The sequence below is a fragment of the Streptomyces sp. NBC_00670 genome, from assembly GCF_036226765.1.
Taxonomy (GTDB): domain Bacteria; phylum Actinomycetota; class Actinomycetes; order Streptomycetales; family Streptomycetaceae; genus Streptomyces.
On sequence record NZ_CP109017.1, the window covers coordinates 4,972,740 to 4,986,961 of the forward strand.

Consider the following 14,222-nt stretch of genomic DNA (forward strand, 5'->3'; position numbering starts at 1 on the left):
GGGCACCTCCCGTCCGCCCTTCACGGCCTTCCGCGACACCCGTCAGGCCTACGCCAGCAGTCCCGACGACTTCCACAGCCGGCGGCCGGCGCCGCGCAGGACGCCGATGTCGTCCAGGAAGTCCGTCAGCCGCTTGGAGCCCGTCTGCATGACCTCCTTGCGGTGGCCGCTCGCCTTCACCTGCGCCATCGCCTCGCGCCGGTCCAGGCCCACGTTGGTGTACACCTCGGGGTTGACGAAGGCGACGGAGAAGACCCGGGCGAACTCGCCGGAGGTGACCCGGGTGAACTCCTGCGACCAGCGCGGCGCGGTCATCATCTGCCGGCGCAGCTCCTCGCGGGCGTACCGCACGTGCCGCGCCTCCTCCACGACGTGGATCCGCGTGACCCCGCGGATCAGCGGCTGCACGCGCTCGTCGGGGAAGGTCAGCCGCTGCATCCAGTCGAGGACCTCCTCGCCGAGCAGGGTCGCGGTGAAGGAGCCGGGTGTGGTGGAGATCGTCTTGAACAGCCGGCCCAGGTTCTGGTGGGTCCGGCTCACCGGGTACCAGGGGGTGCCGCCGCGCGAGATCAGCCGGGCGAACATCTTGGAGTGCCGGCACTCGTCCTCGATCTCGGTGAGCGCGTACCGCACGTGCGCGCTCGTCGCCGCCTTGTCGTAGATGTGGCGGCAGAGCAGCTGCATCAGGATGATCTCGAACCAGATGCCGAGCGAGGCGAGCGCCGCCGCTTCGTGCTGGGAGAGCAGGATGCGCTGCTCCTCGCTCATCCGCTTCCACAGCGGGGTGCCGTACAGCGACACCAGCTCCGGCGGCCAGAACCACTTGCCCTCCTCGAAGGGGGCCTCCCAGTCCAGCTCCTTGTCGGGATCGAAGGAGTGCTTGGCGGAGGAGTCGAGCAGCCGCTTCGCCACCTGCTCCCGGTCCTTGAGCAGGCCGAGCGCGTCGCGCAGCACCTCGGCCTCCGTCACGGTCGTCATGCGTTCCCACCTCGTCGTACGTGCGTACCTGCGTACGTGCGTATGGAGTTCGTGTCGCCGCCCAGCGGGCACCCGGACTTGGGTTACCGGTGGTTACCTACGGCCCGACTCTTATGAGACTGCTTGTCAGCAAGGACGTCAATCCCCCGCGTCCCACTTCCCACGTACTTCGCACACTCCCCGGCGGGTGAGCGCTACGGCGACTGTCGGCGCGCGTCCGCCGCCTTGTCGGCGAGCACCGCCTCCATCACCGCACGGGCGATCGGCGCCGCGTCCCCGCCCCCGCTGATCTCGCCCCGCGCCCCCGCATCCTCCACCACCACCGCGACCGCCACCGCCGGGGCCGGCGCGTCCTCGCCCCGCGCCCAGGAGATGAACCAGGCGTACGGCGTCCCCGCGTTGCCCACGCCGTGCTGCGCGGTGCCCGTCTTGCCGCCCACGACCGCCCCGGGAATCGCCGCGTTGGTGCCGGTGCCCTCCTCCACCACGCCCGTCATCAGCTCCCGCAGCCGCTCGGCCGTCCGCTGCCGCATCGCCCGGTGCAGGCTGCGCGGCCGGGTGGCGGACAGGGTGGTGCCGGCCGCGGTCGTGGTCCGCTCCACGAGATACGGCACCGGGACCGTGCCGTCGCCCGCCACCGCCGAGGCGATCATCGCCATCTGCAGCGGGGTGGCCCGGGTGTCGTACTGCCCGATCGACGACAGCGCCAGCTGCGCCCGGTCCTGCTTCACGGCGAACGTGGACCGTGCCACCGGGAACGGCACCCGCAGCCCCGCGTCGTTGAACCCGAAGGAGGCCGCCGTACGTGCCATCGCCTCCACCCCGACCCGCACGCCGAGCTTGGCGAACACCGTGTTGCAGGACCACTCGAAGGCGTACCGCACGGAGGCGTCCGCGCAGCCGTCCACCTCGTTGGTCAGCCGGGTCCGGGTGCCGGGCAGCGTGTACGGGTCCGGGGAGGCCGTCTCGGCGTCCAGATCGTCGACCACACCGGTGTCGAGGGCCGCCGCGGCCGTGACCACCTTGAACGTGGAGCCCGGGGGATAGGTCTGGTCGATCGCCCGGTTCAGCATCGGCCGGTCCGGGTCGCCGCCCAGCCGCCGCCAGGCCCGTGCCGAGGCGTCCCCCGTGCCCGACAGCTCACCCGGGTCGTACGACGGCACCGACACCAGCGCCAGGATCCGCCCCGTCACCGGGTCGAGGGCCGCCACCGCCCCGTGCCGCCCGGCCAGTCCTTCGTAGGCCGCGCGCTGGGCGTCCGGGTCGATCGTCGTCACCACCGTGCCGCCGGTGGAGCGGGCGCGGGTGAGGCCGTGCAGGAGGGGGAGCGCGGCGAGCCCCGGGTCCGTGCCGGCGAGCAGCCCGTCCTGGGCGTGCTCCAGCAGCGTGGTGCCGTACACCTGCGAGGCGAAGCCGGTGACCGGGGCGTACAGCGGGCCGTCGGTGTACGTCCGCGCGTACCGGAACATCCCGCCGGTGTCGCGCGAGCCGGTCACCGGGTCGCCGCCGACCAGGACGTCACCGCGCGGCTGCCCCCAACGGGCGATGTCGGTGCGGCGGTTGGCGGGGTTGCCGGCGTAGTCGTCGGACCGTACGAGCTGCACGCGCACCACGTTGACGAGCAGCGCCACCAGCAGCAGCGCGCACAGCAGCGCGGCGCGGCGGATGTACCGGGTCATGGGGCCGCCGTTCCGTCTTTGTCGGGGGAGGCCGCGGGGCTGTGCTGGGAGGCCGGTGTCCTGCCGCCGGGCGCGGCGCCCGCCTCGCTCTCGTCGCGCCGGGCGGAGTCACTGAGCCGGATCAGCAGCGCGACGATGATCCAGTTGGTGACCAGCGACGACCCGCCCTGCGCCAGGAACGGCATCGCCATCCCGGTGAGCGGGATCAGCCCCGTCACCCCGCCCGCGATCACGAACACCTGCAACGCCAGGATCGAGGCGAGCCCCACGGCCAGCAGCCGGCCGAACGGGTCGCGCAGCGCGAGCCCGGCCCGGTAGCCGCGCTCCACCAGCAGCGCGTACAGCCCGAACACCGCGACCAGCCCCGCAAGGCCCAGCTCCTCCCCGGCCGTGGCCAGGATGAAGTCCGACTTGGCGGCGAAGCCGATGAGGATCGAGTGACCGGCGCCGAGGCCGGTGCCGAGCAGCCCGCCCGCGGCGAACGCGAACAGCGACTGGGCGAGCTGGTTGGGGCCCTGGCCCGCCTCGATGGAGGCGAAGGGGTGCAGCCAGTCCTCCACCCGCCCGTGCACATGCGGCTCCAGCCGCCCCACCGCCAGCGCACCGGCCACCGCCAGCAGCAGCCCGACGGCCACCCAGCCGGTGCGCCCGGTGGCGACGTACAGCAGGACGACGAACAGCCCGAAGAACAGCAGCGAGGTGCCGAGGTCCCGCTCCAGCACCAGGACCCCCACGCTGAGCAGCCAGATCGCCACGACCGGCCCGAGCACCCGCCCGGTGGGGAACTGCAACCGCCACAGCCGGCGCCCGGCGTACGCCAGCGCGTGCCCGTTGGCGGCGAGATACCCGGCGAAGAACACCGCAAGGAGCACCTTCGCGAACTCGCCCGGCTGCAACGAGAACCCGGCGATCCGCACCCAGATCCGGGCGCCGTTCACCGCCGGGAAGAAGATCGGCACGGTCAGCAGGGCGAGCGCCCCGACGACGCTCACGTACGCGTACCGCTGCAGCACCCGGTGGTCGTCCAGCACGACGACCACCACGATGAACAGCGCGACGCCGAGGGTGGACCAGTTGAGCTGGGTCGGCGCGGCGGCGTCACCCGGCGTCTCCAGGTCCAGCCGGTAGATCAGCACCAGCCCGAGCCCGTTCAGCAGCACGGCGATGGGCAGCAGCACGGGGTCCGCGAGCGGCGCCCGGAACCGCACGGCGAGATGCGCGAGCAGCGCGAGGACGGCCAGCCCGGCCCCGTACCCGGCCGCCCCCGGCGGCACGGCACCGTGCCGCGCGAGCCCCACCGCGCAGTACCCGCACACGGACAGCACCACGGCAAGCGAAATGAGCAAGACCTCGACCCCACGCCATCCGGTCCGCCGCATATTCGCAACATACCGGCATGAATAGGATGGAGGGTAAGGGGCGCGCCCCCAAAGGGGCGCGGGGAACTGCGCGAGAAGTCCCCACCCACCCGCACCCGGCAACGCACCCAACGGGGTCGAAGGGGCGGAGCCCCTTGAAGGGACGGGAAGGGTAGGGGCGGCGGGGGCGAGAAAACCCGGCCGAACCCCCCACCTTGCCCCCACCCCGCACCCCCTGTTCCCATGGAACGAGGGGGTGAGCACCCGTATGACCCAACTCCGCGTCACGCCGTCCCGCCACCACACCCACGACCGCCTCTACGTCCACCACCCCGACGGCACCACCCTCGCCTGGTACGACCGGGACACCTCCCGCGTCAACCTCCTCGACACCGCCCTCCAGGACGCCGTCCTGGAAACCCTCGCCCCCTTCCTCACCGGCCCCGTCACCGTCGGCCCGCCCCCCGTCCCCACCCCCGCGGACCTCGCCCGCCTCGCCCTCCACCCCGACGACGACCTCGCCCCCAACCGCCCCGGCGAGGCCCTCCTCGTCGCCCTGGACCGCACCCCCGCCCGCCACCGCCACCCCGCCGTCGCCCGCCTCCGCCCCGACCCCCGCCGCCACGCCCTCACCGCCGAGCAGACGGTCGGCGACACCCTGGACGCCCTGGACGGCGCCGGCTGGCACGTCCTGCACTCCCTCCCGCTCCCCGGCGGCGACCGCATCCACCACCTGGCCATCGGCCCCGGCGGCCTCCTCTGTATCCACGCGCTCCCCGCCCACCGGCAGCGCGTCCTGGTCGCCGACCCCATGGTCACCACGGGCCGCCGCGAGGCGGAGCCCCTGCTGCGCCGTCTGCGCGCCGACGCCCGCCGTGCCGCGTACGCCCTGACGGCCGAGGTCACCCCGCTCCTCGCCGTCGTCGCCCCGGCGCGGCTGGAGGTCACCGCCCCGCCCCGCGACGGCCTGCGCGTCCTGCACGCCACGGACCTGTCCGGCACCCTCGCCCACCTGGGCGGCGTCCTGAAACCGGCGGACGCGGAGTCCCTGTACGCCCTGGCCCGCGACCGCCACACCTGGGCACGCCTCTGAGGGCCCGAGAGACCCGTGGCTCCGAGGGACCCGTGGCTCCGAGGGGCCCGAGGGACCCGAGGCTCACGGCAGTTCCGGTGCCGTCCCCTCCGCCTCGCACAGGGGCGCCATCAGATCCCCGTAGTCCCGCAGCCGCGGCGCCAGGTCCGCGGCCCGGAAGGCGAGCCGCTCCGGCGCCCCGCACTCGGCGACCTCCTCCCAGGTCACCGGCGTCGAGACCAGCGGCTCGCGGCGGGCCCGCAGGGTGTAGGGGGCGGCCGTGGTCTTCTTCGCCGCGTTCTGGCTCCAGTCCACGAACACCTTCCCCGGCCGCAGGCTGCGGGTCATCCGGTGCAGGACCAGCTCCGGCATGGCCTTCTCCGCCTCCACCGCGAGCCGTTTGGCGTACTCCGTCGCCCGTTCGGACGGCACCGGCGCGATCGCCGCCAGCAGATGCAGCCCCTTGGACCCGGAGGTCTTCGCGTACGCCGTGACCCCGTCCGCCGCCAGCCGCTCGCGCAGCCACAGCGCGACCTCGCAGCACTCCACGACCGTCGCCGGAGCTCCCGGGTCCAGATCGAGGACCAGCCGGTCCGCCTCGCCCGGCGCCTGGGCCCGCCACTGCGGGGTGTGGAACTCGGTCACCTGGTTCGCCGCCCACATCAGCGACGGCAGGTCCTGTACGACGACCTGCCGTGCCGGCCCCTCCGAACGCGGCACCTCGGCCGTGGTGACCCACTCGGGCGTCCCCGGCGGCACGCTCTTGACGAAGAACAGCTGGCCGTCCGGCCCGTCCGGATACCGCAGGAAGGACAGCGGGCGGTCGCGCAGATGGGGGAGCAGGGCCTCGGCGGTGGTGGCGTAGTAGTGCAGCAGCTCGCCCTTGGTGAAGCCGGTCGCCGGGTGCAGCACCTTCTCCAGATTGCTGAGCGCGAGCCGCCGCCCCTCCACCTCTGTCATCGGCGTCATACGATGACAATCCCACGAAACCGGGGCATAACGTCTGTACACCGTCCGCATACCGCCGCCGTACTCGACTCGGAAGGGTGCTGTACGTGAGATCCATATGGAACGGCGCCATCTCGTTCGGCCTGGTCAGCATCCCGATCAAGCTGGTGAACGCCACCGAGAGCCACTCCGTCTCCTTCCGCCAGATCCACACGGAGGACGGCGGCCGCATCCGCTACCGCAAGGTCTGCGAGCTGGAGGACCGCGAGGTCACCTCCTCCGAGATCGGCAAGGGGTACGAGGACGCGGACGGTTCGATCGTCCCGATCACGGACGAGGACCTGGCCCAGCTGCCGATCCCGACGACCCGGACCATCGAGATCGTCGCCTTCGTCCCGGCCGACCGCATCGACCCGCTCCAGATGGGCGCGGCCTACTACCTCGGCGCCAACGGCGTCCCGGCCGCGAAGCCGTACACGCTCCTGCGCGAGGCGCTGAAGCGGAGCAACCGGGTCGCCATCGCGAAGTACGCGCTGCGGGGGCGGGAGCGGCTCGGCATGCTCCGGGTGGTGGACGACGTGATCGCCATGCACGGCCTGCTCTGGCCCGACGAGATCCGCGCCCCGGAGGGCGTCGCCCCGGACGCGAACGTCACCGTCCGCGACAAGGAACTCGACCTCGCGGACGCTCTGATGGACACGCTGGGCGAGGTCGACCTGAACGACCTCCACGACGACTACCGGGAAGCGGTCGAGGAACTCATCGCCGCGAAGGTCTCCGGCGGAGAGCCCCGGGAAACCCCGGGTCCGGCCCGCAGCGGCAAGGTCCTGGACCTGATGGCAGCGCTGGAGAGCAGCGTCCGCGCGGCACAGCAGTCCCGCGCGGAACCTGCCGGGGACGAGGAGGAACACGCGGAGGTCAGAAACCTCCCGAAGAAGAAGACCCCGGCGAAGAAGACAACGGCGGCGAAGAAGCCTGCGGCAGCGAAGAAGTCAGCAACCACCAAGAAACCCGCAACGAAGAAAACCACCCCCCGCAAACGCTCCGCGTGATGAGGGGCGCGGGGCTGTGCTGGATCTGCGGCTCCGCCGCGGGGTGCGCGAGCAGTAACCGTGCCCCTGTAAGGGGCGCGGGACTGTGTCCATGTGCGGCTACCGCCGCGCGGGCGCGAGAAGTCCCCACCCACCCGCACCCGACCACGCACCCCCGGGGTCCAAGGGGCGGAGCCCCTTGAAAGGAAGGGAAGGGCAGGGGCGGCGGGGGCGAAAAAACTCCCGGGCGAACCCACCCCCGCACCCCCCGGGCGAACCCCCCACCTCAGAAGCCCCCCGCACCCCACCTCCGCAAGGCCAACACCGCGTTGTGCCCCCCGAACCCGAACGAGTTGCTCAACGCGACACCACCCCCCGGCCCCCCAACCTCCCGCGGAGCGCCCCGCACCACATCCAGCTCCACCGCCCCGTCCACCACCTCACAGCCCACAGTCGGCGGAATCACCCCCTCCGCCAACGTCAACACCGTCACCACCGCCTCCACCCCACCCGCGGCCCCCTGCAAGTGCCCCACGGCACCCTTGACGGCAGTCACCGGCACCACCCCGCCCAGAACACCTCGCACCGCCTCCGCCTCCGCGAGATCCCCCTCCACCGTCCCCGTCGCATGCGCGTTCACATGCACGACATCCACCGCGTGCGCCCCCGCATCCCGCAACGCCCGCCGCAACGCCACCGCCACCCCGCTCCCGGAGGGATCCGGCGCCGCCATGTGGTGGGCGTCCGCCGACAGCCCCCAGCCCGCCGCCTCGCAGTAGATCCGCGCCCCCCGCGCCCGCGCGTGCTCCTCCGCCTCCAGGAGCAGGAACCCGGCTCCCTCCCCGTTCACGAACCCGTTGCGGTCCTTGGCGAACGGCCGCGACGGCGAGGTCCCCTCCTCCAGCCCGTGCGTGGACAGCGCCCGCATCGACGCGAACGACGCCATGATCGCCGGCGTCACCACCGCCTCCGCACCCCCGGCGAGCACCGCGTCGACATGCCCGTACCGGATCCGGTCGATCGCCTGTCCGATCGCCTCCGTGCCGGACGCGCACGCGCTGGTCACCGTGCGCGCCTCGCCGGTGATCCGCAGCGCCAGCGACACCTGGGAGGCGGCCTGCGAGGGCACGCACATCGGTGTGGTCAGCGGCGACACCGCGCGCGGCCCCTTCTCCCGCAGCCTGCGGTCGCCACCGACGAGGACGGACGCGTCCCCGAGGATCGCCCCGACCGACACCCCGACCCGCTCCGGGTCGAGCCCGCTCTCCACCGTGCCGGCGACGTCGAACCCGGCGTCCCGCCAGGCCTCCCGCGCCGCGAGCACCGCGAACTGTGCGGCCCGGTTCATCCGCCGGGCCTGTGTGCGCGGCAGCAGGGCCGCCGGGTCCACGGGGACGGTCCCGGCGATGCGCACCGGCAGCCCCGCGAACTCCTCACCCTCCAACTCGCGTATGCCGCACCGCCCGTCGAGCAGCCCCTGCCACAGCTCGGCCACCCCGACGCCGAGTGGCGTGATCGCCCCGAGTCCGGTGACCACGACCCGGCGCGGCACGACCCCGCCCGCCGACCGCCGGGGGCGCGGGTGGTGCCGTACGAGCCGGTCGGTGCGGGCGGCCCCGGCGGCCAGCTCGCGCAACTCGTCGTCGGAGAGCGGCTGTTCGGAACGGTTCTCCAGGTCCCGGTACCAGCCGCCCCAGCGGCGTACGTACGTCTCCTCCTCGGCGCGCGGGTCCACCACCCGCAGCGTGGTGACCCGGTCGCCGTCCCGGAAGCCGACGGCGTCCAGATCGCTGGAGGTGACCAGGGGGATGCGGCTGACGTCCATGCGCCGGCAGGCGACGATGACGTCGCCGGAGCGGGCGAGCAACTCCTCGCGGTCCGTGCCGCCGAGCGGCGGGCGGAGGGTGACGCGGATGGTCTCCGGGGACTCCGGCACGGTGTGCGTCACCACGAACCAGCGGTCGGCGGCCACGTCCCGCCCGGACAGGGCGAGCAGGTCACCGGGGACGACCTCGCCGGTGGTCACGGTGTGCGGCTGGAAGTAGGGGACGTGGGGGACGTACGGGGAGCCGGGGGTGTCGGAGGAGCCGGGGGTGTCGGAGGCGGCGGTGCGGACCGGACGGCGAGCTGCGTCGTGCATGTCGTGCATGGGGAGGCTGCTTCCTGTGGCGTGGGTGGTGGCCGGCAGGGGGAACCGCCCTGCCGGGTACCCTCCTTCGCAGTGTGCCCGTCCGCCAGGACCGCTCCGTCTTCCGTACGAGGCCGCCACGCGCCCAACTCTGGCGCTTTCCAGCCAAGTTCACGCACGGGTGGCGTGAACGGTGTGCCAGATCTCACAATCCATGACAAAACGGATCTTGACAGACCGCCCGTGACTGTCGACTCCCGTCACCCTCCGTCAACGCGCCTCGGGCGGACGTGACTTGATCCGCATGCCCGGGCGGCGGCGGTGGACGGTGACGTAGGACAGCCCGTCCGGGCCGGCGGCGAGGCGGCGGGTCGAGCCGTGCGGCAGCCAGCACAGGGCGCCCTCCGCGAGCGGTACGACGGTGCCCCCGCCCCCGGGGGACTCCAGTCGGCCGCCGCCCGCGACGACGAGGAGCAGCACGTCGAGATCCGGCTCCATGTGGGTGTCGACTCCCTGGTCCGGCGGCAGGTGCACGAGGTTGGCGTCGAGCTGGCGCCCGGACTCGGCGAGCCGCCACAGCGCGCCCGCCGGGGCGGACGGCTGCGCGGCGAGGGCCTGGACGTCGCACAGCAGGCTCGGCACGGGGGCCGGGCCGGGGTCCGTCTCGTGCGCCTCGGGCGTCGGCGGCATCGGCGTTCCTCTCGTCCCACTCGTCACGCGCGTCTGAACTGCGCCTGATTATTACATGTACCATTTGGAGAAACTGAGCAGCCGAGTGCCAACGGGAAGAGACGGGAAGAAGGGTGATCGCCGTGCCCGCACACCAGGAGAGCGCACCGCTCTCCCCGCGCCGCCGAGCCGTGTTCGACGCCGTGCGGGAGGCGTCCGCCCCGGTCGGCATCACCGAGGTCGCCGAGCGGCTCGGCGTGCACCCCAACACCGTCCGGTTCCACCTCGACGCGCTGGTGGCGCAGGGCCGTGTGGAGCGGACGCTGGAACAGCCGTCCGGTCCCGGCCGCCCGCGCACCGTCCACACCGCCCGGCGCGGCATGGACCGGGGCGGCGCACGTCACTACCAGCTCCTGGCCCGGGTGCTGGTCAGCCGGCTGGCGTCCGCCGGGCCCGCGACCGAGGCGGCCGCCGAGGCCATCGAAGCGGGCCGGGACTGGGGCCGCCATCTGGTCGAACCGTTCGTCCCGTCCCGTCGCCCCACGGCACGGGAGTCGGTCGAGCGGGTCACCGCCATGCTCGACGACCTGGGCTTTGCCCCGCGGCCCGACGGCCACGACGCCGACAGCCCCGACCGGATCCGGCTGCGGCACTGCCCCTTCCTCGAACTCGCCGAGGAGTACGGCAGGGTCGTCTGCCCGCTCCACCTCGGCCTGATGCAGGGCGCACTGGCCGAACTGCGCGCCCCCGTCGAGGCCGCGCGCCTGGAACCGTTCGCGGAACCGGACGCGTGCGTCGCACACCTGACCCCCGCCCGAGCGGCGTGACGCACCCCACTCCCCGACCACTCCTCTCGACCCCCGGAAGACAGCGAAACGATGAACCCGACCTCCGCCGCCGTAGCAGGCGCCGTCACCTTCCTCTGGCTGGGAATGGTGCTGGCGATCTCCTTCCTGGAGGCGCCCTTGAAGTTCCGGGCGCCCGGGGTGACGATCCCCGTCGGGCTCGGCATCGGCCGTATCGTCTTCCGCGCGCTCAACCTCACGGAGGCGGTCCTGGCGGTCGTCGCCCTCGTGGCGACAGCCGTGGGCAGCCCCTCGGCGGCGATCGTCACGCTCCTCGCCGTCGCCGCGGTGGTGCTGGCCGGGCAGCTTCTCGTCGTACGGCCCCGGCTGAACCGGCGCTCCGACGCGGTGCTCGCCGGCGAGGACCCGGCCCTGCGCCGTTCCCGTGCGCATCTGTACTACGTGGGTCTTGAGTTGGTGAAGGTCGTGGCACTGCTCGCGCTGGGCTGCACGGTACTGGCGACGACGACGGGCTGATCCGGCGTCCGCCGCTCGCCGTCTTCAGGTGCCGTCCCGGACGTCGTAGACCAGCAGTCCGTCGTCGCGGAGCCGGGCGCCGGGTGTGGGCCGGTGGGAGGTGAGCCGGCCGTCGTGCATGAGGTGGAACACCTCGCTGCCGCGGGCGAGGACCGCGAAGTCCGCGATCAGCCGCCGGTGGCAGCGCCACCACACCGACTCCGCGCACATCACGGCGGTACGGGTGGTCGCGGCCTCGCGCAGCAGGTCGTCCATCGCCGCGACGAACTCCGGGTCGCGGGTGTAACCGGCGTAGCCGCGGAAGGACGCGTTCTCCCAGAAGGTGTCGGGGGAGTCGGGCGCCGCCCGCCGGAAGCCGCCGAGCCGCTGTTCCCACCGGTAGTCGAGCCCGCGGCGGGGCAGCCAGCGCGCGAGCGCGTCGCGGCCGGCGTCCGGGTTGCGGCGGCTGCCCGGGGCGGTGCGGACGTCCACGACGGCGGCCACCCGGGCGCCGCCCAGCAGCCCGGCCAGCTCCTCCTCACCGGCGGTGCCGTGCCCGAAGGTGAGCAGCGGCTCGGGGGCTCCGTCCGGCACGTCAGTCGCGCTTGGCCACGGTGAGCAGTACGGCGGCGTCCTCGAGGGCCTCCAGCCCGTGCCGCGCCTGCGGAACGGTGAGCAGATCCCCGTTCCGCCCCTCCCACGAGGTCTCCCCGCTGGTGAGCCGCACCCGCCCGCGCAGTACGAGCAGCGTCGCCTCGCCCGGGTTCTCGTGCTCGGAGAGCGAGGTCCCGGCGGTCAGCGCGAGCACCGTCTGCCGCAACACGTTCTCGTGCCCACCGTGCACGGTGGTGGCACTGCGCCCGGTGGAGGCGGCGGCGGCACGCTCAAGGTGCTCGCGGACAAGGGCGTCGAGTGAGATCTTCTGCATGTCCACCAGTGTCCGTGCACTCGCCCGGCCCACGCCACCGAAGCTGCGCCGTACCCCGCCACTGTTCGAGCCGGGCGATGCGCTCACGCCGACACTCGGCCGTGTCCAGGTAGTCCCCGTGACGGCCCCGTGAGGGTGTCAGACCTGGCCGTAACCGCCGTCGACCTGGTAGTCGGCGCCGTTGACGTGGGAGGCCGCGTCCGAGGCGACGAAGGCGATCACGGCGGCGACCTCCTCCGCGGTACCGGCCCGGGTCATCGGGGTCCCGGTGCCCATCGTGGCGACGAGCGCCTCGCGTTCCTCCGCGGTGGCGGCCAGCTGCGCGATACCGGGCGTATCCGTCGGGCCCGGGCTCACCACGTTCACCCGGATCCCGCGTGGGGTCAGCTCAAGGGCCCAGGTACGGGCGAGAGCGCGGACCCCGGCCTTGGAGGCCGCGTAGAGACTCCGCCCGCGCGACGCCTTGTGCGCGGCCATCGAGCCGGTGAGGACGATGACACCACCGTCCGCCAGCAGCGGCAGCGCCTTCTGGACGGTCATGACCGTGCCGGTGATGTTGACGTCGAAGACCGTCCTGATGACGTCCTCGGTGATGGTTCCCAGCGGTGCGGTCGCGATCGCCGCCGCGTTGACGACCAGCGCGTCCAGCCGGCCGCTGCGCCGCTCCACCTGTGCGAAGAGCCGGTCGAGGTCGTCGGCCGAGCGCGAGTCGGCCCGCACCCCGATGACCTCACCCGGTATGTCCGCGGCCGCCGCCGTCAGGGCGTCCTGGTCCCGTCCCGTGATGTAGACGGTGCCGCCCCCTTCGGCGATCTTCCGCGCGGTGACGTGGCCGATACCGGCACTTCCACCCGTCACTACCGCGACCTTGTCGTGAAATGCGTTGCTCATGGAGCTCGTCGTCCGTTCGTCTGGGTAGCCGTCCTGGCCGGGACGTCGTGCAAGACGTCCCGGAAAAGTCCTGAGGAACACAGGAGGTAGGAGCCTGCGCCTCGTGCCGACACCGGTGCCAGAAGCCTGCTGGTACTGGTACTGGCAGCACCAGGCCGACGCCTCCCGGCTCTGGCACAGTGGATCTGTGCCGACAACCACGAACCGGACCGAACTACGGGATTTCCTGCGCTCACGACGCGCGCGGGTCTCACCCGAGGACGTCGGCATACCCGCGACAGTGCGTCGGCGCACCCCCGGACTGCGCCGCGAGGAGGTCGCCCAGCTGGCCGGTGTCGGCATCACCTGGTACACGTGGCTGGAGCAGGGACGGCCGATCAACGTCAGCTCGCAGGTGCTCGACGCGGTGGCCCGCACGCTGTTCCTGGATGCCGCCGAGCGCGACCACCTCTACCGACTGGCCGAGGTTCCCCAGCCTCCGGCCGTCAGTGATCCGCCGACCGAGCTCCCCGGCCACCTCGACAGCGTCCTGGGAGCCCTGGACCCGTTGCCCGCCATGCTGGTCGACGCCCGCACCGACGTGCTGCGCTGGAACCGCGCATACGCGGCCCTGCACCCCGCTCTGGTCAGTGCTCCGCCCGGCGAGCGCAACACCCTCTGGCAGCTCTTCGCGGCACCGGAGGGGCAGCCCCGCATCGTCAACCGCGACGAGCAGGCCCCCGAGGCCGTGGCAGGGTTCCGCTATCGCTACAGCCAGAACGCGGGCGACCGGCGATGGCAGGACTTCGTCGCCCGTCTGTGCACCGTCAGCCCGCTGTTCTCCCGGCTCTGGGCCACGCACGACGTCGCTCCGCCGCACCTGTGCGACAAGCGCTACGACATCACGGGGATCGGCGAAGTGAGCCTGCGTGCCACCAGCATGGAACTGACCGACCACCCCGGTGTCCGCCTCGTCGTCCAGACCCCCACCGACAGACGCAGCCGCGAGAACATCGACCGTCTGCTACGCCGGGCGACGCACCTGTGACGAATGGACCGAGGCCCGGGCATGGGCCAGGCTGCACCATCTCGGTCCTGGACGAACTCGGCGCCCGCAGCGGACTGGACCGGTCGCGGTGCGCGATCGACTTCGTCGGCGTCCGGACCCTCGAAGGGGCGTGACCGCCGGCGTCTCGGCAGCGGATCACCACACTCCCGGCAGTACCGCCGAGCCGTCACACGGAATCTGGGCGCCTGTCC

14 protein-coding genes and 1 pseudogene are annotated in these 14,222 nt (G+C 72.9%); 6 read left to right on the forward strand and 9 right to left on the reverse strand.

The annotated features are described in order from the left end of the window. Positions 1 to 48: 48 nt before the first annotated feature. The 3 genes from OIE12_RS22225 to OIE12_RS22235 form a co-directional block, all read right to left on the reverse strand. Positions 49 to 978, reverse strand: a complete 930-nt coding sequence (locus OIE12_RS22225) for an AurF N-oxygenase family protein (RefSeq protein ID WP_329137987.1) — start codon at positions 976 to 978, stop codon at positions 49 to 51. A gap of 194 nt (positions 979 to 1,172) precedes the next feature. Beyond that, complete coding sequence (locus tag OIE12_RS22230; protein WP_329137989.1) at positions 1,173 to 2,657, reverse strand: penicillin-binding transpeptidase domain-containing protein; 1,485 nt, start codon at positions 2,655 to 2,657, stop codon at positions 1,173 to 1,175. Continuing rightward, positions 2,654 to 4,036: an FtsW/RodA/SpoVE family cell cycle protein gene (locus tag OIE12_RS22235; RefSeq protein ID WP_329137991.1), complete on the reverse strand. Its 1,383-nt coding sequence runs from the start codon at positions 4,034 to 4,036 to the stop codon at positions 2,654 to 2,656. Before OIE12_RS22235 ends, OIE12_RS22230 begins: the two co-directional genes overlap by 4 nt. Before the next feature lie 247 nt (positions 4,037 to 4,283). Here OIE12_RS22235 and OIE12_RS22240 point away from each other — a divergent pair, with 247 nt between their 5' ends. After that, positions 4,284 to 5,108, forward strand: a complete 825-nt coding sequence (locus OIE12_RS22240; protein WP_329142136.1) for a nuclease-related domain-containing protein — start codon at positions 4,284 to 4,286, stop codon at positions 5,106 to 5,108. A gap of 63 nt (positions 5,109 to 5,171) precedes the next feature. Here OIE12_RS22240 and ligD read toward each other — a convergent pair whose 3' ends face one another. Further along, a complete protein-coding gene (gene ligD, locus OIE12_RS22245; RefSeq protein WP_329137993.1) occupies positions 5,172 to 6,056 on the reverse strand; it encodes a non-homologous end-joining DNA ligase in 885 nt (294 codons plus the stop codon). 86 nt (positions 6,057 to 6,142) lie between these two features. On the opposite strand from ligD, the gene ku reads away from it, so the two are divergent. Next, on the forward strand, positions 6,143 to 7,087 hold the full coding sequence (gene ku / locus OIE12_RS22250) for a non-homologous end joining protein Ku (RefSeq protein WP_443053885.1): 945 nt from the start codon (positions 6,143 to 6,145) through the stop codon (positions 7,085 to 7,087). 265 nt (positions 7,088 to 7,352) lie between these two features. Here the strand turns inward: ku and OIE12_RS22255 are convergent, their stop codons facing one another. Beyond that, positions 7,353 to 9,206, reverse strand: coding sequence for a beta-ketoacyl-[acyl-carrier-protein] synthase family protein (locus tag OIE12_RS22255; RefSeq protein ID WP_329137997.1), 1,854 nt, complete (start codon positions 9,204 to 9,206; stop codon positions 7,353 to 7,355). Positions 9,207 to 9,464: 258 nt separating this feature from the next. Then, positions 9,465 to 9,884, reverse strand: coding sequence for a cupin domain-containing protein (locus OIE12_RS22260; protein WP_329137999.1), 420 nt, complete (start codon positions 9,882 to 9,884; stop codon positions 9,465 to 9,467). 122 nt (positions 9,885 to 10,006) lie between these two features. Here OIE12_RS22260 and OIE12_RS22265 point away from each other — a divergent pair, with 122 nt between their 5' ends. Both OIE12_RS22265 and OIE12_RS22270 read left to right on the forward strand, forming a co-directional pair. Further along, positions 10,007 to 10,690 (forward strand): helix-turn-helix transcriptional regulator, encoded by a 684-nt coding sequence (locus tag OIE12_RS22265; RefSeq protein ID WP_329138001.1) that lies wholly within the window; start codon positions 10,007 to 10,009, stop codon positions 10,688 to 10,690. Positions 10,691 to 10,741: 51 nt separating this feature from the next. Further along, positions 10,742 to 11,185: a hypothetical protein gene (locus OIE12_RS22270; RefSeq protein ID WP_329138003.1), complete on the forward strand. Its 444-nt coding sequence runs from the start codon at positions 10,742 to 10,744 to the stop codon at positions 11,183 to 11,185. A gap of 24 nt (positions 11,186 to 11,209) precedes the next feature. Here the strand turns inward: OIE12_RS22270 and OIE12_RS22275 are convergent, their stop codons facing one another. The 3 genes from OIE12_RS22275 to OIE12_RS22285 form a co-directional block, all read right to left on the reverse strand. After that, positions 11,210 to 11,758, reverse strand: a complete 549-nt coding sequence (locus OIE12_RS22275; protein ID WP_329138005.1) for a DUF488 domain-containing protein — start codon at positions 11,756 to 11,758, stop codon at positions 11,210 to 11,212. 1 nt (position 11,759) lies between these two features. Then, positions 11,760 to 12,092, reverse strand: a complete 333-nt coding sequence (locus tag OIE12_RS22280) for a cupin domain-containing protein (RefSeq protein ID WP_329138007.1) — start codon at positions 12,090 to 12,092, stop codon at positions 11,760 to 11,762. Positions 12,093 to 12,230: 138 nt separating this feature from the next. Beyond that, positions 12,231 to 12,983, reverse strand: coding sequence for an SDR family NAD(P)-dependent oxidoreductase (locus OIE12_RS22285; RefSeq protein ID WP_329138009.1), 753 nt, complete (start codon positions 12,981 to 12,983; stop codon positions 12,231 to 12,233). A 187-nt stretch (positions 12,984 to 13,170) separates the two neighbouring features. Between OIE12_RS22285 and OIE12_RS22290 the strand changes: the two genes are divergently transcribed. Both OIE12_RS22290 and OIE12_RS22295 read left to right on the forward strand, forming a co-directional pair. Then, complete coding sequence (locus OIE12_RS22290) at positions 13,171 to 14,010, forward strand: helix-turn-helix transcriptional regulator (RefSeq protein ID WP_329138011.1); 840 nt, start codon at positions 13,171 to 13,173, stop codon at positions 14,008 to 14,010. Beyond that, positions 14,000 to 14,136: pseudogene (locus tag OIE12_RS22295) on the forward strand (IS5/IS1182 family transposase); the annotation flags it as partial. The gene OIE12_RS22290 and the pseudogene OIE12_RS22295, both read left to right, overlap by 11 nt. Positions 14,137 to 14,222: the final 86 nt, after the last annotated feature.